Origin of the sequence: Xanthobacter autotrophicus, assembly GCF_005871085.1 — a bacterium.
Classification (GTDB): Bacteria; Pseudomonadota; Alphaproteobacteria; order Rhizobiales; family Xanthobacteraceae; genus Xanthobacter; species Xanthobacter autotrophicus.
The window spans coordinates 533241-558996 of sequence record NZ_VAUP01000022.1; the positions used below are offsets into that span (position 1 = coordinate 533241).

Genomic DNA, 25756 nt, shown 5'->3' on the forward strand with positions numbered 1-25756 from the left:
GGTCGGCGGAACCGGCTGGCATGGCGGGCAATCGGATAACGGATCCCAGGCGGCGGGAGGCCTCGGAAATCACATGACGAAGATGTTTGCGGGATCGAAGTCGCATGTGGGCGCCGCGCGGCGCGCCGGCCTGCTGGGCGTTGCCGTGACCGGACTGGCGCTGATGCTCGCCGGGTGCGCGAGCGGCCCCACCGAGCCGCCGCCTCCGGCCCGCCCGCAATTCACCAGCCCCATTCCGCCGGACCGCCTGGTGGGCCGCTGGGGCCTCGCCGCCTATCACCGGCCCGATGATGCGACCCGGACCGAGAATCAGGCGCGCGCGCAGTGCTCAAATCCCTATGTCATTACCGCCGGCCCCAATGGCGGCGTGATGATGTACCTCGCTGACGACAACAAGCTGACCGAAGTTGTGTCGAAGCAGGTGGCCGGCGGCCCGACCTACATCGGGCCCCCAGAGGACCCGGCCGGTGGCGAGCGGGACCGCCAGGTGGTGCGCTTCGATGGCAACGTGCTGGTGCTGAAGTGGCTGGACCCTGAGGTCTCCCGTCGCTACGGCACCATGGTCTACGTGCGCTGCTCCTGAACCCGGGTGCCTGATCGGCCGGCGCCCAGCCGGCCGACTCTCCTGCGACCATCCCACGGCCACGCGCCACACCCGGCAGGCCATGCCCTGACGGGTGAATTGCGCGGGCGCTTCTCAGCGCCGGTACGCACTGAGCAGGGATGAGCCGCGATTGGTGGGATCGAATACGTGCAGCCCCATCTCCTCGGTGAGGTCGCGGAAGGCTGAGATGCCGCGCACCGAATTGCCCTTGGCGTCGAGGCGTGGCGAATAGGTGCCGATGCCCAATTGCCGGTTCACCACGCCGAGGATGCCGCCGCCCACCCCGCTTTTGGCCGGCACGCCCACGTCGAAGGCCCAGTTGCCGGCAAAATCATACATGCCGCAGGTGAACATCACCGACAGGGTGTTGCGCACCGCCTCCACCGCGAACACGGCGCTGCCGGTGAGCGGATTTTCCCCGATATTGGCCAGCGTCGCCCCCATCACCGCAAGGTCGGTGGCGGTGACGAGGATGGAGCACTGGCGGAAATAAAGCTCGACGGCGTCGTCCACATCGGCGCCGAGCGCACCCGCGCACTTCAGCAGGTGGGCGATGCCGCGGTTGCGGTGGCCGGTCTGCGCCTCCGAGCGGAACACGGTCTCGTCCATCGCCAGCCGGCGGCCGGCAGCGGCGGAGAAGCGGTCCAGCACCACCTCGAACGCCTCCGCCCCGAACGCCTCGGCAAGAAGGCCGGAGACGGTGATGGCCCCGGCATTCACCATGGGATTGAAGGGACGGTTGGACAGCGCATCGAAGACGATGGCGTTGAAGGCATCGCCGGACGGCTCGACCCCCACATGGGCCAAGACCTTGTCCCGGCCCAGCGCCTCCAGCGCCAGACAATAGGCCAGCGCCTTGGAAATGGACTGGATGGTGAAGGGCAGATCCACGTCGCCCACGCCCACCACCTCGCCGGAGACCGACGCCACCGCGATGCCGAAGCGCTCGGGATCGGCCTTGGCGAGTTCGGGAATGTAATCGGCAAGCATGCCCGAGGCGTCATGGCGGGTGCGCTCGAAGCTATGCTCCAGCACCCCCTTGAGGCCATAGGCCTGCTCGATCTCCGGGATTGACGACACGTCTGGCATTCCCTTCCGCCCCGCCGATCGGCCGGATCGGTCTGCGCCTGGATTTCAAGCAAGAGACGGGCCAGCGGCCGGGTGCGGTGCGGGACCGCGCTCAGGCCGATACGGGACAGGTGCGCGCCCTATTCGTCCATCTTCAGCGCGGCGATGAAGGCCTCCTGCGGGATCTCCACCTTGCCGAACTGGCGCATCTTCTTCTTGCCTTCCTTCTGCTTGTCCAGAAGCTTGCGCTTACGAGAGATGTCGCCGCCGTAGCACTTGGCGGTCACGTCCTTGCGCAGGGCCTTGATGGTTTCGCGGGCAATGATCTTGGCGCCGATGGCGGCCTGGATCGGGATGTTGAACAGATGCTGGGGGATCAGGTCCTTCAGCTTCTCGCACATCACCCGGCCGCGTGCGTCGGCACGCGCGCGGTGCACCAGCATGGAGAGGGCGTCCACCGGCTCCGAATTCACCAGAATGGACATCTTCACGAGATCCCCGGCGCGGTACTCGGTGATCTGGTAGTCGAACGAGGCGTAGCCCTTGGAGATGGATTTCAGCCGGTCGTAGAAGTCGAACACCACCTCGTTGAGAGGCAGGTCATAGGTCACCATGGCCCGCGCGCCCACGTAGGTCAGCTCGATCTGGTTGCCGCGCCGGTCCTGGCACAGCTTCAGCACCGAGCCGAGATACTCGTCCGGGGTCAGGATGGTGGCGCGGATCCACGGCTCGCGGATCTCCTCGATCTTCACCACATCCGGCATGTCCGCCGGATTGTGCAGGTCGATGACCGAATTGTCGGTCATCTGGATCTCGTAGATGACCGAGGGCGCGGTGGCGATCAGGTCGAGGTTGAACTCGCGCTCCAGCCGCTCCTGGATGATCTCCAGGTGCAAGAGCCCGAGGAAGCCGCAGCGGAAGCCGAAGCCCAGCGCGGCGGAGGTCTCCATCTCATAGGAGAAGCTGGCGTCGTTCAGGCGCAGCTTGCCCATGGCGGCGCGCAGATCCTCGAACTGCGCCGCATCCACCGGGAACAGCCCGCAGAACACCACCGGCTGCGCCGGCTTGAAGCCCGGCAGCATGTCGGCGCAGGGGCGCTTTTCTTCCGTGATGGTGTCGCCGACGCGGGTATCGGCCACTTCCTTGATGGAGCCGGTGAGGAAGCCGATCTCGCCGGGGCCAAGCTCGGCCATGGCCACCATCTTGGGGGTGAACACGCCGACGCGGTCCACGTCGTTCACGGCGCCGGAGCCCAGCATCTTGATGCGCTGGCCCTTCTTCAGAACGCCGTCGATGATGCGCACCAACACCACCACGCCGAGATAGGTGTCGTACCAAGAATCCACCAGCAACGCCTTCAGCGGCGCGGCGCGGTCGCCCATAGGCGGCGGCAGGCGGGTGACGATGGCTTCCAGCACCTGGTCCACGTTGAGGCCGGTCTTCGCGGAAATGCCGATGGCATTGGAGGCGTCGAGGCCGATCACGTCCTCGATCTGCGCCTTCACCTTCTCCGGCTCGGCGGCGGGCAAGTCGATCTTGTTGAGGACCGGGACGATGTCGTGGTTGTTGTCGATGGCCTGGTAGACGTTGGCCAGCGTCTGCGCCTCCACGCCCTGGGAGGCGTCCACCACCAGCAGCGAGCCCTCAACGGCGGCGAGCGAGCGGTTCACCTCATAGGCGAAGTCCACGTGCCCGGGGGTGTCGATGAGGTTGAGGATGTAAGTCTCGCCATCTTGCGCCTTGTAGGACAGGCGCACGGTCTGGGCCTTGATGGTGATGCCGCGCTCGCGCTCGATATCCATGCTGTCGAGCACCTGATCCGTCATCTCCCGCTCGGTGAGACCGCCGGTGATCTGGATCAGGCGGTCGGCGAGGGTCGATTTCCCATGATCGATGTGGGCGACGATGGAGAAGTTGCGAATGTTCTTCTGGGCGGTGGCGGTCATCCGCGCCGCATAGCATCGGCGCGGGTTCGCCACAAGGCGGCAGGGCCGGCGCAGGGCGGGAGAAGGGGTGGCACGAGCCCCGCCCGCACGACGGCAATCCTCGCAGGGGCGCGCACCACCGCCGTCTGGCGGACGCGCGCGCCCGTCTCGACAGGATCAGGACAAAACGGCCCTCAAAGCCCCATCAGGCGGCGCTTCTTGCCGGGTGTCTCCGGCTCGTCGGGGGTTTCCCCCTCCGGTCCCGGATCATCCGGCAGCGGCGGCAGGGCGACGATGGGGGCGGGCCGCGCCGGCTTCCCCTTCCCGTTCGCCGCTGCGGCGGGGGCCGGCACCGGCTCCGGGGAAAGCGTTACGGGTGCTGGCTTTACGGGAGGTGGCGGAGCGACGACCACCGCCGGTTCCGGCTCGGGCACCACCACCAGCTCCGGCTTCGGCTCCTCCTTGGGGGGAGTGAGCGCGGCGGCTTCCGCCTCGGCGGCTGCAACAAGGGCAGCCGCTTCGGCGGCGGCGACGGCAGCCTTGGCCTCCTCGCTGGCGCGGACGGCGGCGATGGCCGCCTTCACCCGCTCCGCCTCATGCTCCAGGATCGGGGTGGCGGAGACGCCGGGGGGCACTTCCCACACAAAGGCGTCGAGCTTTCCGGACACCGGCGACACCGCCGCCCAGGCGTGGGACACCACCCCGTCGGCGATCCAGGCCGGGTCGCGATTGGCCCGCACGGCGCGCGCGGTCCACTCCCGAGCCTTGCCGATATCGGCATGTTCGGCGGCTTCAAGTTCGGCCATGAGCAGGCAGACGCGCTGGCTCGGCTCGGCCAGCAGCGGCTCCAGCACCAGGCGGGCCTGGGCGAATTCCTGCGCATCGATGGCGGCGCGGGACAGGGCGATGGCGCTCTCGCGATGGCTGGGCGCCCGGTTCACCAGGGTGCGGATGCGCTTCAGGCGATCCTGCGCTGCGTCGCCCGGCCGCAGATAGGCCTCCACGTCCGCCAACTCGGGATGGGGATTGGTGGCGAACGCGGTCTCCACAACCTTGGCCGCCTTGCGCAGCTCGCCGGCGGCGCCCAGCAGGCGGCCGGCGCAGGCGGCGGCAGGCACGAGGGTGGGGGCGAGGCGCACCGCCTCCACCGCCTTTTCCCGTGCCACCAGCGGGTCGGAATGCTCCAGCGCGATGGCCTCGGCGGCCAGCAGCACCGCCTTGCGACGGCGGTACTGGGCCTTGTCGATGCCCTTGAGGGCCATCTGGCGCTCCAGCACGCCGCGCGCGCCGGCATAATCGCCGGCGGCACAGCGCGCCTCGATCACGGCATCCGCCGCCCAGCCCAGGGTCGGCGCGGCGGAGGCGGCTTCCTCGGCGATGGCGTAGGCCGCCACCTTGTCCCCCGCCTTGCGCGCCTCCATGTGCAGGCCGCGCAGGCCGAGCAGGCGCGTCTCCGGCTTGTCCACCATGGCGCGGAAGGCGGCGACCGCCACCTCGTGCTTGCCATCCAGCTGCGCTGCCTGGGCGGTGAGCAGGTGGGTGAGCGGCTCGTTGGGCAAGAGGCGGGCGGCATCGTGCCGGGCCTGGCGCACGGCGGCATTGTCGCCGATGCCCACCGCGAGCAGGCCGCGCGTCACCGCGTTCCAGCCCTTCTCGCGCCGGCGGCGTCGCGAGAAGGCGGCGATGATCTTCGGCGAGCGCACCAGCAGGGAGAGGATACGCCACAGGATCAGGATGAGGCCGGCGACGACGGCGATCACCGCCAGCGCCACGGGCACGGTGGTGCCATAGGCGACGCCTTCCCACACCACCGTCACCTCGCCCGGCCGGTCGGCCAGCCAGGAGACGCCGAAGGTGATGGCGACGAGCAGGAGCAGGAATAGGACGAGGCGGATCACGGCACCTTCCTCGAAATGGCGGCGAGCTGCTGCTGGTAGAGCGTCCCGGCGACACGCACCGCAGCGGTGCGTGCCTCGATCTCGCGGATCACGGCAAGGCGAGCCTGCACCGGGTCCGGCAGCTTCTTCAGCGTGATGAGGGCGTCATCCAGCTGGCCGGCCTTCAGCTGACCGACAGCGGTGGCGATGAGGCCTTCAAGATCCACCGAGCCGGGACCCGTGACCGGGCGCACCTTCACCAGGCTCTCGGCCGAGGCCAGGAGCCGGTCCACCAGCGAGGCGGAGGAATCCACCGGCGCGGGCGCGGGCCGCTCGGCGGCGATGGCGGCGGCGCCCTGCTGCGCCAGCGTGGCGGCGAGCTTGGACGGCGCCGCATAGCCCGCCGCCGCCGCCGCGGCGAACGGATCGAGCTGGCCGGCGGCCGGCCCCAGCGTGGTGCGGGCGGCGGCCAGCTCCGCCGCGAACGGCCGGCCGGAGACCACCGCATCGCGGAAGGTGGAAAGCACCACGAGGCCGGCGGCCGCGCGGTTGAAGGCGGTGGCGGCGGCGGTCGCCTCCTCGATCTGCGCCTTCAGCGCATCGAGGCGCGGGCCGACGGCCTCCACCTTGGGGGTGAGGGACTGGGCGAGGGCCTGAACCTGCGCCTGCGCCTGGGCGCCAGCCTGCTGGGCGCCGGCCGTGGCTGCGGCCACCGCCGTATGGAGATTGGTCTCCACCGTGCGCAGGGCCTCGATGTCGCGGCGGGCGGTGGCGAGCGCGTCCCGCGTCGCCTCGCTGCTCGCCTTCAGGTCGTCCACCGTTTTCAGCAGGCCCGGCGGCACGGCGGGCACGGGGGCCTGAGCCTGAGTCGGGGCGGACGTGCCGGTCGGGGCCGGGGCGGACTTCAGCGCCACCACGGTGGCTTCAAGGGATTTCAGGCTCGCCTCGCTGCGCTCCAGACGCTCGGACAGGGCGGCGATGGAACGCGGATCGAAGACCGGACGCGTTTCCAGAGCCGCGATGCGGCTTTGCAGCGGCGCGAGGTTCACCACCGGGGCCGGCTCCACCACGGGCGCGGGCGGCGGGAAGAATTGCGGAAGCGCATACCACAGGCCGCCGGCCACGGCGCCGCCGCCGATGATGCCGGCAATCAGCCCAGCAAACACCGCGCCGCCATTGCCCGAACGGGCCGGCGCAGGCGTGGCCGCCCTGGCGGCGGTGTTCGCCCCCGCGGCCGATTCGCCGGAGGCAACGGCCTCGGCCGGCTTCGATCCCGCCGGCTTGGCCTCGGATGGCTTGGCATCGGACAGCTTGGCGTCAGATGGCTTGATATCTGCCGGCTTGGCGTCCGAGAGCTTGGGCCCGGTCGACACGGTGCTCGAAGGCTTGGGATCGGACGATTGGGGATCGGCGGATTTGGGCTCGACCGGCATGGACGGAGCCGGCTTGGCCTCCACCGGCTTGGTGTCGACCCCGGCGGGTTTGGTGTCCTTGCCGGGCACCTGGGTGCCGATGCCCTGGGCTGCGGTCGCACCGGGCGCGCCCGAAGCGGTCGCGACCTCCTCGGCCTTCAGGTCCAGCGTGGGCGGGGTGCGGGACGGGCGGGACGCGAAGCCCTCCGCCTTCGGATCGTCGCTCGCCATAGGCGTCTCTCGTGCCTCCATCGTGAGTTCGGATCCGCTGTACCGGTTCCGGATAAACCGCCCCGCGTCGCACCGCAACAGCCCCGCTGCGCAAGGTCATGTCACAGCCGCGTCACAGCAGGGCGAGAAGCGCATCCTCGTTGGGCGCCGTGGCCACCTCCACCTTCAGTCCGGCCTTCACGAACGGCTCGGCCACCTGCTCCGACAGGCACAGTTGGCGCACTTCGATCAACCGATCGTTAAGGCCGGCGACGGCGACACACTTGAGCAGTGTTTTCACCGTTCTCTGGGACAAGTGCAAAGCTGCCGTCACGGTTCCGCTGGCCAGCGCCGCCCGCGCCTCCCCGCTCAGCGCATCGGCGGGCTGGGCGGCATAGACGATGGCGAGCTCCAGTGTGATGCCCGGCGCCGCCAGCAGCGCCTGGAGGTCCGCAGCCCGGTCCTCGCCCGCCGGATTCAGCACCTTTGCCCCGGCCGGCAGCGCCCCGGCGATGCGCCCGGCGAGGGCCGATGCGTCGCCATCGCAGTCGGTGACGTTCGCAAAACCGATGGCGCGCGCCTCCTTGGAGGTACGCGGGCCGACGGCGAAGGCCGGCAGGTGGAAGAAATCCGGCCCCTGCGGATGCTGCGCGAACGCCTTCACCCCGTTGATGGAGGTGAAGGCCACCGCGTCGAACGGCCCCTCCGGCAGCACCGGCGCGGTGGGGGCGATGCGCAGCATGGGGTCCACCGTCACCGCGTGACCGAGCTTGCGCAGGCGCTCGGCAGTCTGGGAGGCGGCAGGCTCCGGACGGGTGACGAGAATATGCATGGCGGCCTCAGCAAAAGACGTGTCCGGGCTCGAAAAGAGCGGCCGATAAAAATATGGGCGGGCGCGGGCCCTGAAGAATTTGGTCCGCGCCGGTGGTCCTCTTCACGCTGGCGCCCCCTCTCCCGCTTGCGGGGGAGGGTTGGGGAGGGGGCAAGGCGCTGGGAGATAAGCCCGGCGGCGGGACGGTGGAGAAGGCTCTGCCCCCACCCTGCCCTCCCCCGCAAGCGGGAGAGGGTTCTACGCTGGTCCCTGCCCAACCAACCCGTTTCACCTCCGAACACCGAAGGTATCTACGCGCCCCCCTAAAGCCCCAATGCCCGCGCCGGCGCGCTGGTCCTCAGGCTGGCCCCACATTCCGCGCCAAGGCGGGCCGCGTCGGCGATGGGCGCCAGTTCCGCGATCTCCGCCGCATCGCTGCCGTCCGGCGACAGGACGAGGCCGCGCAGGCGCACATTCTCCCCGTCCACCGTGGCCAAGCCGGCGATGGGGGTGCGGCAGGAGCCGTCCAGCGCCGCGAGGAAGGCCCGCTCCGCCTCCAGCGCGATGCCGGTGTCGCGGCAGGCGATGGCGGCGATGGCGGCATTGGTATCGGGATCAGCGATGCGGCACTCGATGGCCACCGCCCCCTGCCCCACGGCGGGGAGGAAATCATCGGTCGGGAGCACGCAGCTCGCCGCCTGCGCCATGCCGAGGCGGGTGAGGCCGGCCAGCGCCAGCAAGGTGGCGTCAAAATCCCCGTCCTTCACCTTGGCGAGGCGGGTGTGGACGTTGCCGCGCAGCAGTTCCACCTTCAGATCCGGACGGATGCGGCGCAACTGCGCCTCCCGCCGCAGCGAGGCGGTGCCCACCTTCGCGCCCGCCGGCAGGTCCGCCAGCGCCGCGCCGGACTTCATAATCAGGGCATCGCGCACATCGGCGCGCGGCAGGTAGCCGGCCAGGTGCAGGCCATCGGGCAGCACCGTCGCCACGTCCTTGGCGGAATGCACGGCGAGGTCGACACGGCCATCCAGCAGCGCCTCCTCGATCTCCTTGGTGAAGAGCCCCTTGCCGCCCGCCTCGGATAGCGCGCGATCCTGGATCTGGTCGCCGGAGGTCTTGATGACCTCCACGGCGATGGCCTCCTTCTCAACCCCCAGCGCGGCGGCGAGCGCCGCCTGTACCGCATGGGCCTGCCACAGGGCCAGCGGGCTGCCACGGGTGCCGATGCGCAAACGGGGGTGGACGGAATGGTAAACGGATTTCGTATTCTCACTCATGGCGGCGTACAATGCGCGACGGAATCGAAATGGGATAGAGCGGCGTTCGGGCGCAGCGGCGCCATAGCGAGATACCGCGAAAGAACGGATCTGGGAGGGTGAGGGCGTGGCCGATCTTCTGGTGCTCGGCATCGAGACCACGTGCGACGAGACATCGGCGGCGGTGGTGGCGCGCTCGCCCTCGGGGGCGTCCGACATCCGCTCCAACGTGATCCGCTCGCAGGTGGAGATCCATTCGCCTTATGGCGGCGTGGTGCCGGAGATCGCGGCGCGCGCCCATGTGGAGATCCTCGACCACGTCATCGCCGAGGCCATGCGCCAGGCCAATGCGGACTATTCCGAGCTGTCGGGCATCGCGGCGGCGGCGGGGCCGGGGCTCATCGGCGGCGTCATCGTCGGCCTCACCACCGCCAAGGCCATCGCGCTCGCCGCCAAGAAGCCGCTGGTGGCGGTGAACCATCTGGAAGCCCATGCGCTGACCGCCCGGCTCACCGACGGCGTCGCCTTCCCCTATCTGCTGCTCCTTGTCTCCGGCGGCCACACCCAGCTGCTGGCGGTGGAGGACGTGGGCCGCTACACCCGCCTCGGCACCACCCTGGACGACGCCGTGGGCGAGGCCTTCGACAAGGTGGCGAAGATGCTGAGCCTGCCCTATCCCGGCGGGCCGCAGGTGGAGGCGCAGGCCAGGCTCGGCTATGCCGGCCGCTTCGCCTTTCCCCGCCCCATGATGGGCCGGCGCGAGCCGGACTTCTCCCTCTCGGGCCTGAAGACCGCCGTGCGGCTGGAGGCGGACCGCCTCGCCCCGCTCTCGGACGACGACGTGGCGGACCTGTGCGCCAGCTTCCAGGCGGCGGTGGTCGATCTCATCGCCGACCGGGTGCGCGCCGGTGCCCGCGCCTTCCGCGACCGGCTGGGCCGTGGCCCCACCGCCCTCGTGGTGGCCGGCGGCGTGGCCGCCAACGGCATGATCCGCGAGACCCTGGCCAAGGTGGCCGCCGAGCTGAACACCCGCTTCGCCATGCCGTCGCCGGAGCTGTGCACCGACAACGGCGCCATGATCGCCTGGGCCGGGGCCGAGCGGCTGTCACGCGGAATGCGTGACCGGCTGGACTTCAGCCCGCGCGCCCGCTGGCCGCTGGACCCCCTGGCCGCCGCCTCCGCCAACGCCCGGAGCTGACGCGCGATGGCTGCTGCTTACCGGCGCATCGGCGTCATGGGTGCCGGCGCGTGGGGCACCGCGCTCGCCAATGCCGCCGCCCGCGCCGGCCGCCAGGGCGGGCAGGCGGGCCATGAAGTGGTGCTCTGGGGCCGCGATGCCGCCGCCATGGTCGAGATGGCGCAGCTACGCGAGAACCGGCCGGACCTGCCGGGCATCGCCCTCGATCCCGCAGTCACCCCCACCGCGGATCTCGCCGCCGTGGCCTCAACCGACGCCCTGCTGCTGGTGGTGCCGGCGCAGGCCTGCCGCGCAACGCTGGCGCGGCTCGCCCCGCTGGCCCGCGACGGCCTGCCGGTGATCTCCTGCGCCAAGGGCATCGAGCGCGGCACCCGCGCCTTCATGAGCGAGGTGATTGCCGAGGCCATGCCCGGCGCGCGCCCGGCCGTGCTCTCCGGCCCCAGCTTCGCCACCGACGTGGCTGCCGGCCTACCCACCGCCGTCACCCTCGCCGCCCATGACGCGCAGCTGGCGGCGGAGCTGGCCGCGGCGCTCGGCTCATCGACGCTGCGGCTCTATCATTCCACCGATGTGCGCGGCGCGGAGATCGGTGGCGCCACCAAGAACGTGCTGGCCATTGCCGCCGGCATCGTCTCCGGCCGCCGGCTCGGGGCGAGCGCGGCGGCGGCGCTGGTGGCGCGGGGCTTTGCCGAGCTGATGCGCTTCGGCCGCGCCTATGGGGCCAAGGCGGAGACCATCACCGGCCTGTCGGGCCTCGGCGACCTCATCCTCACCACCTCCGGCCCGCAATCGCGCAACTTCGCCTTCGGCCAGGCCCTGGGGGCGGGCACGGCCACCGGCGACAAGCTGGCGGAAGGCGCCTTCACCGCCTCGGTACTGGTGGAGATGGCCCGCGCCAAGGGCGTGGATGTGCCGGTGAGCGCGGCGGTGGACGGGGTGCTGCAGGGCCGCCTCTCCATCGACGGCGCCATCGAGGCCCTCATGGCCCGGCCCCAGCGCGCGGAGGGCTGAGACCAGCGCCCGTTGGCCTCAAGCCCACGCGGTACTGGAGCTGCGCCACCCGCGCCGATCGAAGCCCGTCGCCTCTGCCATGCGATGGGCGCGGAGTATCCACGCCTTTGGTCGGAAGCGCTTCTTGATCCGGCGCAACATCCTGCCGGACGCGCTGGAATATGGTATGTCAAGAACAACAGGCGAAAACGCCGCAAACCATGCCACGGCCGACACGCACGGCTCAGGGAGACGCCAAGGCTCATGCACACGCTGCTCGTTACCCATCCTGCCGGCCTCAACCATGTGACCCCGCCCGGACATCCCGAGCGGCCGGACCGGTTGCGCGCCCTCGACCGTATCTTCGAGCAGGAAAAATTCACCCACCTCATCCGCGACCTCGCCCCCCTCGGTGCGCGCGAGGACATCATCCGCGTTCATCCGGCCGACTTCGTGGACGCGCTGGGCGAGGCCTCGCCCAAGGACGGGCTGGTGCGCATCGATTCGGACACGGTGCTGTCTCCCGGCAGCTGGGAAGCGGCCCTGCGCGCGGTGGGCGGCGCCTGCTACGCGGTGGACGAGGTGCTGGAGGGCAAGGTGCAGAACGCCTTCGTCGCCATGCGCCCGCCGGGCCACCATTGCGAGACGCGCAAGCCCATGGGCTTCTGCCTGCTCAACCAGGTGGCCATCGCCGCCCGCCATGCCCAGGCGAAATACGGCCTAAGCCGCGTCGCCATCGTGGATTTCGATGTGCACCACGGCAACGGCACCCAGGACATCTTCTGGACGGACGACAGCGTGCTCTACTGCTCCACCCACGAGATGCCGCTCTATCCCGGCACCGGCGCGGTGAACGAGACCGGGGACGCCAACACCATCGTCAACGCCCCGCTGCGCTCGGGCGACGACGGGGCGGTGTTCAAGGAGGCCATGGAAACGCGCATCCTGCCGCGCATCACCGCCTTCTCGCCGGACCTGATCCTGATCTCGGCCGGCTTCGACGCCCATATCCGCGATCCGCTCGCCTCCCTGCGCCTGGTGGATGCCGATTTCGGCTGGGTCACCCGCCGGCTGATGGAAGTTGCGGACGCCTCCTGCCAGGGCCGCGTGGTCTCGGTGCTGGAAGGTGGCTATGACCTGGAAGGCCTCGCCTCCTCGGCCGCCGCCCACGTTTCCGCACTCATGCACGGCTGAACGGCGGGGGTTTGGGGGGGACCTTAGGGCGGCGGGCTTCGGAGCCACCTTCTCCAGGCCTTGAGGAACACGCCGTCGTGATCCGAGGACCCTTTGCCGTGAACCGTTTCCGCTCGCCCGCCGTGTTCCTCGCCCTCGCTCTGCCCCTCCTGCTGGCGGGAAGGGTGGCGGCCCAGCAGGCCGTCACCCTGCCCTATCTCAATGCTCCGGCGGACGGCGCGCCGATCCGCCGACCGCCGACCCTCGGCCTGTCGGTGGGCGGCGAAATCCACCGGGCGGTGATGGACACCGGCTCCACCGGCGTGGTGGTGTCCGCCACCTCCATCGCCGGGTTCGAGACACTGCCGCAGCTCGGGCCGGGGGAACTGACCTATTCCTCCTCCGGTCGCGTCATGCGCGGGGTCTATGTGGAGACGCCGGTGACCCTGACCGGGGCGGACGGCTCGCGCGTCACCACCCGCCCCATCCGCGTGCTCGCCGTTACCCGCATCGACTGCCTGAAGCGCGCCCGCTCCTGCCGCCCGCAGGAGGCGCCACGCCGCGTGGCCATGCTGGGCATCGGCTTTGCCCGCAGCCGCGATCTCCAGCCCGGCGCGACGCCGGAGCGCAACCCCTTCCTCAATGTGCCGGGCATGGGCACGCCCGGCCAGCCCGGCGCCCTCGGGCGCGACTATGTGGTGCGCCGGCAGTCCGTGACGGTGGGGCTTTCGAGCGGTGCCGCGCAGGGCTTTGCACAGGTGAAGCTCGCCGCCGACCCGCAAACCGGCGACTGGGCGGCAACGCCGGCCTGCCTCTCGCTGGCCGGCCGCCCCCCCGCCGCCTGCGGCACGCTGCTGATGGATACCGGCGTCACCAATATGTTCCTGTCGCTGCCGGACGCCCAGACCGACGGCCTTGCGGCCCTTACCGCGCGCGGCGCGCCGGTGGTAGCGGATGGCACGCGCCTCGCCGTCTCCCCCGGCCCCGGCGCCTCAGCGCCCGCCTACGCCTTCACGGTGGGCGACGGGAGCGACCCGGTGGTGCCGCAAGCGGTGATGCTGGTGGGCCGGGGGCGTCGGCCGGTGTTCGTCAACACCACCGTGCGGGCGCTGAACGCCTTCGACTATCTCTTCGACGCCGACGCCGGAGTGGTGGGCTTCCGCCGTCTCGCGCCCTGATCCGGCCCGCCGGCCGGCGCCGGGACCCTGGCGGGTGGGCGCGGCCTATGGCAGGTTCCGGCCGCGGTCATGGTGGGGGAATGACATGATCTTCTGGGTCCCGATCCTGTCCTATGTGGCGGTGCTGCTGCTGACCGCCCTGTCCTACTCCCGCGCCGCGCCGCCGCGCGGGCCGGGCCTGCTGGCGAAGCTGCTGCTGCGCTACATCTGCCTGTTCCCGGTGGGCCTCATGGGCCTGTGGGCCGCGCTCGGACACATCATGTTCCCGGCCCGGTCGGCGGCGGGCATCGGCTGGGCGACGAGCCCGTTCCAGATCGAGGTGGGCGCCGCCAATCTCGGCATCGGCCTCGCCGGCCTCATCGGCGCCTTCTATCCCAACTGGGGCTTCCGCCTCGCGGTGGCGGTGATGACCGCCGGCTTCCTCGGCGGGGCGGCGGTCAACCACCTGATCGAGATCGCCGAGGCTGGCAACTATGCCGCAGGCAATGCCGGGCCCATCCTCTACACCGACGTGCTGACGCCGCTTTTGCTCCTCATCCTGCTCGCCCTCACCTATCGATCCGGCCGGGCCGCCAGCGCGTAGAACCCGTCGGAACCAGCGAGCCGGGGCTTATGTCCGACAAGATCGCCGACGACGAACGCAACCGCTTTTCCGCCCGCGCCGCCCGCTATGCCCGCGTCGGCGCCAATGTGGGGGGCGTCGCGGCGCGCATCGCCGGCACCCGCCTCATGGGCCTCGACCGCGACAGCTCCAACGCCGCGGCCCTCACCGCCGCGCTCGGTGGGCTGAAGGGTCCGCTGATGAAGGTGGCGCAGCTGATGGCCACCATTCCCGACGCGCTGCCCCCCGAATATGCCGCCGAGCTGCAGAAGCTGCAGAGCGATGCACCGCCCATGGGCTGGGCCTTCGTGCGCCGGCGCATGATGGCGGAGCTGGGCCGCGACTGGGAGACACGGTTCGCGTCCTTCTCACACCAGCCCGCCGCCGCCGCCTCCCTCGGGCAGGTGCACAAGGCGGTGACGCTGGACGGCGAGGACGTGGCCTGCAAGCTCCAGTATCCAGACATGCAGGCGGCGGTGGAGGCGGACCTCTCCCAGCTCGACATCCTGTTCTCCCTCCAGCGCCGCATGGATGGGGCCATCGACACCCGCGAGATCGCCACCGAGATCGGCGAGCGGGTGCGCGAGGAACTGGATTATCGCCGCGAGGCCCGCCACGCCGCCCTCTACGCCTTCATGCTCGCAAGCGAGAACCGGGTGCGGGTGCCCCGGGTGCGTGACGATCTCTCCACCGGGCGCCTGCTGACGCTGCAATGGCTGGAGGGGGAGAAGATCCTCACCTTTACCGACCATCCGCTGGAGGAGCGCAACCAGTTGGCCGAGGCCATGTTCGCCGCCTGGTGGCTGCCGTTCAGCCGGTTCGGGGTGATCCACGGCGACCCGCACCTGGGCAATTACACCGTGTTCTCGGAAGGTGGCCGCCCGGCGGGCATCAACCTGCTCGATTACGGCTGCGTGCGCATCTTCCCGCCGCGCTTCGTGGCCGGGGTGGTGGACCTCTATCGCGGCCTGATCGCCGGCGACGAGGCTCGCGTGGTTCATGCCTATGAGACCTGGGGTTTCAAGGGGCTGAAGCGCGAGCTGATCGACGTTCTCAACATCTGGGCGCGCTTCATCTATGGCCCGCTCATGGACGACCGGGTGCGCTCCATCGCCGACGGGGTCGCGCCGGGACAGTATGGGCGAAAGGAGGCTTTCACCGTGCACAAGGCCCTGAAGGAGCTGGGGCCGGTGACGGTGCCGCGCGAGTTCGTGTTCATGGACCGCGCCGCCGTAGGCCTCGGCGCCGTGTTCCTGCACCTGAAGGCGGAACTGAATTTCCACCGCCTGTTCGAGGCCGCCATGGGCGACTTCTCCGCCGAGGAGGTGGCCGCACGCCAGTCGGATGCGCTGAGGGCGGCTGGGCTTTAAAGCGTTTTCGAGCGAAGTGGACACCGGTTCGCGTGAAGAAAACGCGTCACGAAAAAATCTAGAGCGCCCGCCCCTCGATCAAAAGCGCGCCGTCGCGGTCGCGCAGCAGCGGGAGCGGGGCGATGCGGCGGTGGAAGTGCACCATGAAGGCGGTGCCGAACACCGGCAGGATGAGGTTGAGGATCGGCACGAACAGGATCGGCGCGATCAGCAGCCCGGCCACGAACACCTGCACCCCATGGGCCTGCCGCAGCCGGCGCGCCTCCTCCGGGGTGCGATAGCGCATGGCCGCCAGCTCGAAATATTCCCGGCTGATGAGATAGGCGTTGGCCACGTAGAAGATGATGATGTTCACCCCCGGCACCAGCAGCAGCAGCAAAGCGGCAAGGTTCACCGCCAGCACCACGCCGAAGAAGCGCAGCGCATAGAACAGCGAGCGCAGCACCGGCTGGGGCCGGCCCGGCGGATCCATGGGATAGCTCGCCTTCTCCACCCGCTCTGCCACGTCGTCGAGGAACAGGCCCGCCACCAGCGAGGAGACCGCCGGCATCAGGTAGATGATGCCGAAGACGAGGCCGAAGCCGGCGATGATGGCAAGCGTCGTCTCGATCCAGGGATAGGACGGCACGTGCACGAAATGGGTGAGCGCCGCCTCAAGCGCGATGGCGAGGACCACCAGCAGCAGCGCCGCCAGCGCCATGGACTTCAAGAGCATGCCGCGCAACAGCGGCGAGAAGGTCTGGCGAAAGGCTTCCAGGGCAGAAGCGAGCATGGCACCGTCCGGGTTTGAACCAAGCGAGAAGTGGGGTGCCGGCCGCGACGGCTCAAGGGCAGAACGGACGAAGATGGCGCGGCGCGCTCAAAGGGTAACTTTCACCCGGTTCGTCACCTGCAGCACGCCCCATTGGTGGAAGCGCTCGGAATACCGGCGCCGGATCTCGGCAAGGCGCGCGACCGCCTCGGGCGTGTCGGGATGGTAGATGAGCACGAGGCGCATGTTCTCTTGCACCACCTGCGCGGTGCCGTGGGCCTCGCCCTTCACCTGGCCGTAGGCGGCGACGACGGTGAGGCCATCGGGAAAGCGCGGCGTCACCTCCTCGGCAAGGAAGCGCGCCCATTCCTGCTCGCTGACCCCGCTGCCATCGGCGCTGGCAAGGCCGAACAGCAGCTTGGTCTCCAGCAGGTCGGCGGTGAGGCCCGGCGCGAGGATCACGGGGGCGACCTGTTCGGGGGCGGCCTGCTCGGCACGGGCCGGCGCCGCGGCCGGGCCGGCGACAACCACCGCCAATGCGGCGACGACCAGAAAGGCGAAGGGCGATCGGGGCATGGACGCTCCGGATGGGGGGCGAGGATTCGTCCTCCCGATTCAATCGACGCCACTCCGGCTTGCAACCCGGCGACAGCGAAAAAATGCGCAGAAGCGTCAAGAGACAGGCGTGGCGACGGCCCCCTGTCACCGCGCCTGCTTCATCACGATCCCAAGACGCCCGAGACGCGAACGAACGTTCACTCTTGCTCGCCGCACCGCAGCATGATAATGCGAACGAACATTCGCTCTCAGCACTTTCGGCGCTCCGCAGCCGGATGGACCCCTTTGCCCATGACCTCTTCCACCGTGGCCCCGCCAGCCGAATCCCCCCCATCCGCCAGGCCCGCGAGCCGGGCGGACCATCGTTTAGAGCAGCGCCAGCGCATCCTTGATGCCGCAGTGGCCTGCTTCTCCCGCGATGGCTTCCACGGCGCCTCCATGCAGAAGATCTGCGCCGAGGCGGGCATGAGCCCCGGCGCGCTCTACCGTTATTTCCCCTCCAAGGAATCCCTCATCGCCGCCATCGTGGAGGGGGAGCGCGCGGAGCGGCTCGCCTTCTTCGACACCGTCTCCAAGGCGCCGTCCGTACTCGACGCCCTGACCGACTGCACCGCCGCCATGATGGAGGAAGGCTGCCTCGCCACGGCGCGGCTCGGCCCCGAGGTCATGGCCGAGGCCATCCGCAATGCGGACCTGCGCGCCGCCGTTGAGCCCCATGAGGAGGAGAGCCGCGTCCAGCTGAAGGCGGCCCTTGCCAATGCGGTGGCCCAGGGCGAAATCGACCCGGCGCTGGACCTCGACACGGTGGTTCTGCTGCTCCAGATCATCGGCGACGGCGTGCTGCTCCACCATCAGCTGCATCCCCAGTGGCGGCTTGCCGAACGGCTGCCGGCCTTCGCGCAGCTGGTCAAGCGCATGCTCGCCCCCGATGCACAGGCGCCGGTGGGGGCTGAGGCGTGACCGCAATGCCACAGCCCACCGCAAGCGGCAGCGCACCCGCCTTCCGTCACGTTCATGCCGTGGTCTCGCCCCACGGTCCCGCCCCGATCCGGAAAGAGGCTTCCTTCATCATGTCCGCGACCGTCCGTCCTGCCACCCGCGCCGCTCTGGCGGCGGCCGTTCTCCTCGCCTGCGCCGCGGCGCCCGGCGGCGGCGTTCTGGCGGCGGAGCCGGCCAAGGCCGCCGAAAGCCCGGCGCCCAAGGCGCCGCCCGCGCTTTCGGTGACGGTGGTGAAGCCCAAGCCCGACACCATGACCGATACCCTCCTCGTCACCGGCACCCTGAAGCCGCGAGAGGAGATCGAGGTGGGGCCGGAAATCGAGGGCTATCGCCTCATGGAGATCCTGGTGGAGGCCGGCGACAGGGTGGAGAAGGGCCAGGTGCTGGCCCGCCTCTCCCGCGAGGTGCTGGAGACGCAGCTCGCCCAGAACACCGCCTCCGCCGCCAAGGCCCGCGCCGCCATCGCCCAGCAACGCGCCGCCCTCGACCAGGTCATTGCCCAGGAAACCGAGGCCACCGCCGCCGTGGAGCGCACCCGGCAGCTGCGCAAGACCGGGACCTCCTCCCAGGAGCAGCTGGACGAGCGCGAGCGCGCCGTGAAGGTGGCCACAGCCCAGGTCGCCGCCGCCCGCGAGATGCTGGTCGCCGCCGAGGCGGAAGCGGTGTTCGTGAAGGCCCAGCGCGACGAGCTGGACGTGAAGATGAAGCGCACCGACGTGCGCGCCCCCGCCGCCGGCCTTATCCTGTCGCGGGAGGCGCGTCTCGGCGCCATCGCCCTCTCCACCCGCTCCGCGCCCCTGTTCCGCATCGCCGAGGACGGCGCCATGGACCTTCAGGCCGACGTGCCCGAAAGCGCCATGCCGCGCATGCGGGACGGCCTCATCGCGCAGGTGCAGCCCGCCGGCTTCGACGCGCCGCTGGACGGCAAGGTGCGCCTCGTCTCCGCCGAGGTGGACCGCGCCTCGCGGCTCGGCACGGTGAAGATCGCCCTGCCCGACGACCCGCGCCTGAAATCCGGCGCCTATGGCCGCGCCGTCATCAATGTGGGCGAGGTGAAGGGGCTCACCGTGCCCCAGTCCGCCGTCATGTTCGACGCGGACGGGGCCTATGTGCTGACCGTCACCGACGGCATCGTCGGCGTGCGCCGCATCGTGCCCGGCCTCAAGAAAAGCGGGCGCATCCTTGTCGCCAGCGGGATTGCCGCCGACGACGCCGTGGTGGCGCGCGCCGGCAGCTTCCTGCGCGACGGCGACCGGGTGACACCGGTCACCCAGCCGCTCTCCCTGGGCGAGGCACGCTGATGGCTCTCAACGTCTCCGCCTGGGCGATCCGCAAGCCGGTTCCCTCCCTCGTCTTCTTCTTCATCCTGGTGGTGCTGGGCATCGTGCACTTCCGCGGCCTGCCGGTGACGCAGATGCCGAACATCGACGTGCCCATCGTCATGGTCACGGTCACCCAGTCCGGCGCCGCGCCGAGCGAGCTGGAAACCCAGGTGACCAAGAAGGTGGAGAACGCCATCGCCGGCGTCTCCGGGGTCAAGCACATCACCTCCTCCATCTCGGAAGGCGCCAGCATCACAACGGTGGAATTCCATCTGGAGACGCTGGTGGACCGCGCGGTGAACGACACCCGCGACGCGGTCACCAAGATCCGCCAGGACCTGCCGCGCTCCATCGACGAGCCGCAGGTGCAACGGGTGGACATCGAAGGCCTGCCCATCGTCACCTATGCGGTGTCGTCTCCCAACATGACCACCGAGGAACTCTCCTGGTTCGTGGACGACACCATCGCCCGCGCGCTGCAGGGCGTGCGCGGCGTGGCCCAGGTGAAGCGGCAGGGCGGCGTCGACCGGGAGATCCGCATCGCCCTTGACCCCGACCGGCTGATGGCGCTGGGCATCACCGCCGCCGAGGTCAGCCGGCAGTTGCGCGCCACCAATCTCGACGTGTCCGGCGGGCGCGGCGAGGTGGGCACGCAGGAGCAGTCCATCCGGACGCTCGCCGGCGCCACCACCATGGAAGGTCTCGCCGAGACCCGCATCGTGCTCTCCAACGGCCGCTTCGTGCGCCTCGGCGACCTCGGCCAGGTGATCGACGGCGCCGCCGAGCAGCGGGTGTTCGCCCGCCTCGACGGCAAGAGCGTGGTGGCCTTCGGCGTCTACCGCGCCAAGGGCTTTTCCGATGTCACCGTCTACGACCGGGTGAATGAGGACCTCGCAAAGCTCAAGGCCGCCAATCCGGGCATCACCGTCACCGAGATCGACACCACGGTCCGCTTCACCAAGTCGGACTACCAGTCGGCCATGCACACGCTCATCGAGGGCGCCATCCTCGCGGTGATCGTGGTGTTCCTGTTCCTGCGCGACGTGCGGGCGACGCTGATCACGGCGCTCGCCATCCCCTTGTCCATCCTGCCCACCTTCTGGGTCATGGACATGCTGGGCTTCTCTCTGAACGCGGTGAGCCTGCTCGCCATCACGCTGGTCACCGGCATCCTGGTGGACGACGCCATCGTGGAGATCGAGAACATCGTGCGCCACATGCGGATGGGGAAATCCCCCTATCGCGCGGCCATCGAGGCGGCGGACGAGATCGGCCTCGCGGTGGTGGCCACCACCCTCACCATCGCCGCCGTGTTCGCGCCGGTGTCCTTCATGGGCGGCATCGCCGGACAGTATTTCAAGCAGTTCGGCCTGACGGTGGCCATCGCGGTGCTGTTCTCGCTGGCGGTGGCGCGGCTCATCACGCCGCTGGTGGCGGCCTATTTCCTGCGCGACACCGGCCACCGGGAAGCCGGCGACGGGCCGGTGATGCGGGGCTATGTGCGCCTTTTGTCATGGTCGGTGCGGCACCGCTTCGCCACCATCGGCATGGGCATCGCCATCTTCATCGGCACCATCTTCCTGTCGACGCTTTTGCCCTCCGGCTTCCTGCCCACCAACGACATTTCCCGCGCCCTGCTCTCGGTGGAGCTGCCGCCGGGCACCACGCTCGCCGAAACCCAGAAGGTGTCCGACGACATCACCCGCACCCTGCTGAAGCTGCCGGAGGTGCGGAGCGTCTATGCCACCGCCGGCTCCGGCGGCTCGGGCGGCCTGTCGCTCACCGCCGGCGAGGTGCGCAAGGCGCAGATCGTCATCAACCTGAAGCCCCGCGCCGAACGCGACATGGACCAGAAGGCGTTCGAGACCGCATTCTCGCGGACGCTGGCCGCCATTCCCGACGCGCGTTTCTCCTGGAGCCAGAACGGGCAGAACACCCAGCGCGGCTTCCAGGTGGTGCTCGCCGGCAATGACGGGGCGGCGGTGGAGGAGGCGGGCGTCGCGCTCGAAAAGGACATCCGCGCCCACGTGCCGGAACTCACCAACGTGGTCTCCTCGGCGGCGCTGGACCGGCCCGAGATCCGCATCGTGCCCAAGCTCGACGAGGCGGCGGAGCTGGGCGTCTCGGTGGATACCATTGCCGAGACGGTGCGCATCGCCACGATCGGCGACATCTCCGCCAACCTCGCCAAGTTCTCAGCCAAGGACCGGCAGATCGACATCCGCGTGCAGCTCGACGAGAAGGCGCGCACGAGCCTTGCCACCTTCGACGCCCTGAAGGTGCCCACTGCCGCCGGCGGCGCGGTGCCGCTTTCTGCCGTGGCGGACGTGCGCTTCGGCAAGGGCCCGACCGCCCTCGACCGCTACGACCGCGCCCGGCGCATCGCGGTGGAGGCCGACCTGGTGGGTGAGACCCCACTGGGCGACGCCCTCGCCCGGGTGAAGGCCCTGCCCACGGCGCAAAGCCTTCCCGCCGGCGTAACCCTGAAGGAGGCGGGCGACGCCGAGATCATGGAGGAGGTGAACACCGGCTTCGCCATGGCCATGGCCGCCGGCCTCATGCTGGTGCTGGCGGTGCTGGTGCTGCTGTTCCACGACCTGCTCCAGCCCATCACCATCCTGGTCTCGCTGCCGCTGAGCGTGGGCGGCGCCTTCATCGCGCTGCTCATCACCGGCAATTCGGTGTCCATGCCGGTGATCATCGGCTTCCTGATGCTCATGGGCATCGTGACCAAGAACGCCATCCTGCTGGTGGACTTCGCAATCGAGGCCATGCACCAGGGGATTGACCGCACCACCGCCCTCATCGAGGCGGGGCGCAAGCGGGCGCAGCCCATCGTCATGACCACCATCGCGATGGTGGCGGGCATGGTGCCCTCGGCCATGGCGCTGGGCGAAGGCGGCGCTTTCCGCGCGCCCATGGCCATCGCGGTGATCGGCGGCCTCATCACCTCGACGGTGCTGTCGCTGGTGTTCGTGCCGGCGGTATTCTCGGTCATGGACGATCTGAGCCACATCCTCGGGCGCATCTTCGGCCGCTTCATCGGCGCCAGGGACGAGCCGGGCGACCACCACGCGGGAACCCCGCCCCACGCGAGCCCCGGCCTGCCCCGCGCCGCGGAATGAACCCAGACATATGAACCCAAGCGGGGCGGGAGAAATCCCGCCCCGCTTGACTCGCGCTGGCACCTGTACCATTCAGTACATTATTGACTGATCGGTACAGGAGACGACCATGAGCCAACGCCCACCCGTGCCGCCCTTCACCGTGGAGAGCGCCGCCCAGAAGGCCCGCCTTGCAGAAGACGCCTGGAACAGCCGCGACCCCGAGCGGGTCTCCCTCGCCTACACCCCCGACAGCCGCTGGCGGAACCGCTCGGACTTTCTCGTGGGCCGCCCCGCCATCGTCGCCTTCCTGACCGCCAAGTGGCAGAAGGAGCTGGACTATCGGCTCATCAAGGAGCTGTGGGGCCTCAACGACAACCGCATCGCCGTGCGCTTCCAGTACGAGTGGCACGATGCCGATGGCGCGTGGTACCGCTCCTACGGCAACGAGCAGTGGGAATTCGACGAGAACGGGCTGATGCGCCGGCGCGAGGCCTCCATCAACGATGTGGCCATCCGCGAGAACGAGCGCCGCTTCCTGTGGCCGCTGGGCCCGCGCCCGGCCGACCATCCCGGCCTCACGGAACTGGGCATGTGAGCTTCAGGGACAGGGACAAAGACCGCCATGGCACGGACGGTGAGCGAGCGCGCGGACATCCTGCCCCTCCTGGGCGAGGTGTTCCGCGAGCACGGGTTCGAGGGGGCGAGCCTTGCCCACATCACCGCCCGCACCGGGCTGGGCAAGGGCAGCCTCTATCACTTCTTCCCCGGCGGGAAGGAGGAGATGGCGGCGGCCGTGCTCGCGGAGATCGACCTCTGGTTCGAGACCAACGTGTTCGCACCGCTGCGAACCGAAGAGGACGGCGGCGCCGCCATCCGCGACATGCTGGCCCGCACTGACGCCTATTTCCGCTCCGGGCGGCGGGTGTGCCTCGTGGGCGTGTTTGCCCTGGGCGAGGTGCGCGACCGTTTCGCCGAGGCGGTGCAAAGCTATTTCGCCCGCTGGCGGGAGGCGCTGGCCGACGCGTTGATCCGGATCGGCCATCCGGCAGCAGCGGCAAGCGAGGAGGCCGAGGACGCCGTGCTCGCCATCCAGGGTGCGCTGGTGCTCGCCCGCGCGCTGGACGACGCCACCGTCTTCACCCGCACCCTGGCGCGGCTGGAGCGGCGCCTGCTTCAGGACCTTGGGGATGCCAGGGCCTTGGCGACGCGTATAATATAAACTAAATTGATCATATTAATATGGCTTGACGCGTTCGATAAAGAGAACGATATTGGAAGGGAACATTGCCCCATCACTTACGGGCGTCGCCATGATGATGTGTCGCTGAAACCAGCTGGAACCCGCCGGAACACACAGCTTATTGAAGCTTTTGTGGACCCGCGCTCGCCACGTCGTCCCTGAAGCGTGACGCTCGCCTTCGCTTTCGCACCCCTTCCGCCGTCCTGAACGGCAGGACAAGGGGTCCGGTCTAGCGAACAGGCGGCAAGCCCGGAGCCCCCCCGTGAACGCCCCACTCATCCTATCGGCGGATCAAGTGCAAACGCCCTCCCCCGCCCCGCTCGCCCCCGCCCAAGCGGCCGCGCGCCCCATCATCCGCTTTGAGAAGGTGGCGAAGATCTTCGCCGCGCGCGGCAGCAATGCGCAGGTCGCCGCCCTCTCCGACATCACGCTGGACGTGCCGGAAGGCGCCATACTCGGCGTCATCGGCCGGTCGGGTGCGGGCAAGTCCACCCTCATCCGCCTGGTCAACGGGCTGGAGCGGGCCACGTCCGGCCGCGTCACCGTGGACGGGGTGGACATCAGCGCCCTGGACGAGAAGGCGCTGCGCGCCGAGCGCCGCTCCATCGGCATGATCTTCCAGCATTTCAACCTTTTGGCGCGGCGCACCGCCTTCGACAACGTGGCCCTGCCGCTGGAGATCGCCGGCGTCCCCCGCCGCGAGATCAAGGCCCGCGTGGAGCCCCTGCTGGAACTGGTCGGCCTTTCCGACAAGCGCGACCGCTACCCGGCCGAATTGTCCGGCGGGCAGAAGCAGCGCGTCGGCATCGCCCGGGCGCTGGCCACCCGCCCCCGCGTGCTGCTCTCCGACGAGGCCACCTCGGCCCTTGACCCAGAAACCACCAACCAGATCCTCGCTTTGCTGCGCAAGGTGAATTCCGAGCTGAACCTCACCGTGCTGCTCATCACCCACGAGATGGCAGTGATCAAGGCGGTGGCCGACCGGGTGGCTGTGATTGACGGTGGCCGCATCGTGGAAGAAGGCGCCACCTACGACGTCTTCGCCGCGCCACAGCACGCCACCACCCGATCCTTCCTCTCCGCCCTCACCGGCCAGAGCCTGCCGCCGGAACTGGCCGACCGCCTGAAACCCGAGCCGGCAGAAGGCCGTGACGCGGTGCTGCGCATCGTCTTCACCGGAACCCATGCCTCAGATCCCGTGCTGTCGCGGGTGTCGCGGCTGCTGTCGGTGGATGTGAACATCATTCAGGCCCAGGTGGACGAGATCGCCGGCGCCCCCTTCGGCGTCATCATCGTCTCGGTCCCCGGCGACGCCGCCACCGTCTCGGCGGTGGTCGGCGCGGTGGAACGACTTCATCTGTCGGCGGAGGTGCTCGGCTATGTTTGATCTCAGCTTCGGCCTGCTGCCGCCCGCCATCGTCGACCTGATCATCGATGCCACCCAGCAAACCCTTTACATGGTTGCGGTTTCCGGCGTTCTGGGCACCCTGGCGGGGCTGCCGCTGGGGGTGTTCCTCGCCACCAGCCGCAAGGGCGAATTGTTTGCCGCGCCCCTCGCCAACCATGTGCTTGGCCTGGTGGTGAATGCGGCGCGCTCCACCCCCTTCATCATCCTGGTGGTGGCCATCATCCCCTTCACCCGGCTGGTGGCGGGCACCTCCATCGGCACCAACGCCGCCATCGTGCCGCTGACGGTGGCCGCCGCGCCGTTCATCGCGCGCCTCATCGAGGCGGCAATCCGCGAGGTGGATCAAGGGCTTGTGGAAGCCGCCCGGGCCATGGGGGCAAGCCCGCTCCAGATCGTCGCCAAGGTGCTGCTGCCCGAGGCGCTGCCGGCCATCACGCTGGCCCTGACGCTCGCGGCGGTGTCGCTGCTCGGCTACTCGGCCATGGTGGGCGCGGTGGGCGGCGGGGGGCTTGGCGACCTCGGCATCCGCTTCGGCTACCAGCGTTTCATGCCGGAGGTGATGGCGGCGGTGGTCATCGTGCTCATCCTGCTGGTGCAGGGGGTACAGACGCTGGGCGATCTCATCGCCCGCCGCCTCGACAAGCGCAGCCGCTCCTGAACTTCTCCACCTTCTTCACGTTCGACTTCTCAACGGAGAC

22 protein-coding genes are annotated in these 25756 nt (G+C 69.6%); 14 read left to right on the plus strand and 8 right to left on the minus strand.

Going from position 1 to position 25756, the window contains the following annotated elements; genetic code table 11:
* Window positions 1–82 precede the first annotated feature (82 nt).
* The gene (locus tag FBQ73_RS11210; RefSeq protein ID WP_210236760.1) at window positions 83–583 is read left to right on the plus strand and encodes a hypothetical protein; all 501 of its coding nucleotides are present in this window, start codon (window positions 83–85) and stop codon (window positions 581–583) included.
* Between the two features lie 114 nt (window positions 584–697).
* Here FBQ73_RS11210 and glsA read toward each other — a convergent pair whose 3' ends face one another.
* The 6 genes from glsA to hemC form a co-directional block, all read right to left on the minus strand.
* Window positions 698–1693, minus strand: a complete 996-nt coding sequence (gene glsA / locus FBQ73_RS11215) for a glutaminase A (protein WP_138399549.1) — start codon at window positions 1691–1693, stop codon at window positions 698–700.
* Between the two features lie 119 nt (window positions 1694–1812).
* Entirely contained in the window at window positions 1813–3618 is a 1806-nt protein-coding gene (gene lepA, locus FBQ73_RS11220; protein ID WP_138399550.1) for a translation elongation factor 4, read from the minus strand.
* 173 nt (window positions 3619–3791) lie between these two features.
* Entirely contained in the window at window positions 3792–5495 is a 1704-nt protein-coding gene (locus tag FBQ73_RS11225; protein ID WP_138399551.1) for a heme biosynthesis protein HemY, read from the minus strand.
* A complete protein-coding gene (locus tag FBQ73_RS11230) occupies window positions 5492–7117 on the minus strand; it encodes a COG4223 family protein (RefSeq protein ID WP_138399552.1) in 1626 nt (541 codons plus the stop codon). The genes FBQ73_RS11225 and FBQ73_RS11230 overlap by 4 nt, the downstream gene beginning before the upstream one ends.
* Before the next feature lie 112 nt (window positions 7118–7229).
* Window positions 7230–7928 (minus strand): uroporphyrinogen-III synthase, encoded by a 699-nt coding sequence (locus FBQ73_RS11235; protein ID WP_138399553.1) that lies wholly within the window; start codon window positions 7926–7928, stop codon window positions 7230–7232.
* Between the two features lie 302 nt (window positions 7929–8230).
* Window positions 8231–9184, minus strand: a complete 954-nt coding sequence (gene hemC, locus FBQ73_RS11240; protein ID WP_138399554.1) for a hydroxymethylbilane synthase — start codon at window positions 9182–9184, stop codon at window positions 8231–8233.
* 106 nt (window positions 9185–9290) lie between these two features.
* Between hemC and tsaD the strand changes: the two genes are divergently transcribed.
* From tsaD to FBQ73_RS11270, 6 genes are all read left to right on the plus strand, one after another.
* Complete coding sequence (gene tsaD, locus FBQ73_RS11245) at window positions 9291–10361, plus strand: tRNA (adenosine(37)-N6)-threonylcarbamoyltransferase complex transferase subunit TsaD (protein WP_138399555.1); 1071 nt, start codon at window positions 9291–9293, stop codon at window positions 10359–10361.
* 6 nt (window positions 10362–10367) lie between these two features.
* The gene (locus FBQ73_RS11250; RefSeq protein ID WP_138399556.1) at window positions 10368–11372 is read left to right on the plus strand and encodes an NAD(P)H-dependent glycerol-3-phosphate dehydrogenase; all 1005 of its coding nucleotides are present in this window, start codon (window positions 10368–10370) and stop codon (window positions 11370–11372) included.
* 243 nt (window positions 11373–11615) lie between these two features.
* Window positions 11616–12545 (plus strand): histone deacetylase family protein, encoded by a 930-nt coding sequence (locus FBQ73_RS11255; protein ID WP_138399557.1) that lies wholly within the window; start codon window positions 11616–11618, stop codon window positions 12543–12545.
* A gap of 98 nt (window positions 12546–12643) precedes the next feature.
* Entirely contained in the window at window positions 12644–13702 is a 1059-nt protein-coding gene (locus FBQ73_RS11260; RefSeq protein ID WP_138399558.1) for a hypothetical protein, read from the plus strand.
* An 85-nt stretch (window positions 13703–13787) separates the two neighbouring features.
* The gene (locus FBQ73_RS11265; RefSeq protein ID WP_138399559.1) at window positions 13788–14285 is read left to right on the plus strand and encodes a DUF6790 family protein; all 498 of its coding nucleotides are present in this window, start codon (window positions 13788–13790) and stop codon (window positions 14283–14285) included.
* A gap of 29 nt (window positions 14286–14314) precedes the next feature.
* Window positions 14315–15673, plus strand: a complete 1359-nt coding sequence (locus FBQ73_RS11270) for an ABC1 kinase family protein (protein ID WP_138399560.1) — start codon at window positions 14315–14317, stop codon at window positions 15671–15673.
* A 58-nt stretch (window positions 15674–15731) separates the two neighbouring features.
* On the opposite strand, the gene FBQ73_RS11275 is transcribed toward FBQ73_RS11270, so the two are convergent.
* Both FBQ73_RS11275 and FBQ73_RS11280 read right to left on the minus strand, forming a co-directional pair.
* Window positions 15732–16445 (minus strand): sulfate transporter family protein, encoded by a 714-nt coding sequence (locus FBQ73_RS11275; RefSeq protein ID WP_138399561.1) that lies wholly within the window; start codon window positions 16443–16445, stop codon window positions 15732–15734.
* Between the two features lie 87 nt (window positions 16446–16532).
* A complete protein-coding gene (locus FBQ73_RS11280; RefSeq protein WP_138399562.1) occupies window positions 16533–17000 on the minus strand; it encodes a DUF3574 domain-containing protein in 468 nt (155 codons plus the stop codon).
* 273 nt (window positions 17001–17273) lie between these two features.
* On the opposite strand from FBQ73_RS11280, the gene FBQ73_RS11285 reads away from it, so the two are divergent.
* The 7 genes from FBQ73_RS11285 to FBQ73_RS11315 all read left to right on the plus strand — a co-directional run bounded on the left by FBQ73_RS11285 (window position 17274) and on the right by FBQ73_RS11315 (window position 25716).
* Complete coding sequence (locus FBQ73_RS11285; RefSeq protein WP_170218843.1) at window positions 17274–17942, plus strand: TetR/AcrR family transcriptional regulator; 669 nt, start codon at window positions 17274–17276, stop codon at window positions 17940–17942.
* 110 nt (window positions 17943–18052) lie between these two features.
* Window positions 18053–19282 carry an efflux RND transporter periplasmic adaptor subunit gene (locus FBQ73_RS11290; RefSeq protein WP_138399564.1) on the plus strand — a complete coding sequence of 410 codons (1230 nt, stop codon included), beginning with the start codon at window positions 18053–18055 and terminating at the stop codon, window positions 19280–19282.
* On the plus strand, window positions 19282–22428 hold the full coding sequence (locus tag FBQ73_RS11295; protein ID WP_138399565.1) for an efflux RND transporter permease subunit: 3147 nt from the start codon (window positions 19282–19284) through the stop codon (window positions 22426–22428). The genes FBQ73_RS11290 and FBQ73_RS11295 overlap by 1 nt, the downstream gene beginning before the upstream one ends.
* A gap of 109 nt (window positions 22429–22537) precedes the next feature.
* Window positions 22538–23005, plus strand: coding sequence for a nuclear transport factor 2 family protein (locus FBQ73_RS11300; protein ID WP_138399566.1), 468 nt, complete (start codon window positions 22538–22540; stop codon window positions 23003–23005).
* Window positions 23006–23032: 27 nt separating this feature from the next.
* Entirely contained in the window at window positions 23033–23629 is a 597-nt protein-coding gene (locus FBQ73_RS11305; RefSeq protein WP_138399567.1) for a TetR/AcrR family transcriptional regulator, read from the plus strand.
* Between the two features lie 283 nt (window positions 23630–23912).
* The gene (locus FBQ73_RS11310) at window positions 23913–25037 is read left to right on the plus strand and encodes a methionine ABC transporter ATP-binding protein (RefSeq protein WP_138399568.1); all 1125 of its coding nucleotides are present in this window, start codon (window positions 23913–23915) and stop codon (window positions 25035–25037) included.
* Window positions 25030–25716: a methionine ABC transporter permease gene (locus FBQ73_RS11315; RefSeq protein WP_392567229.1), complete on the plus strand. Its 687-nt coding sequence runs from the start codon at window positions 25030–25032 to the stop codon at window positions 25714–25716. Before FBQ73_RS11310 ends, FBQ73_RS11315 begins: the two co-directional genes overlap by 8 nt.
* Window positions 25717–25756: the final 40 nt, after the last annotated feature.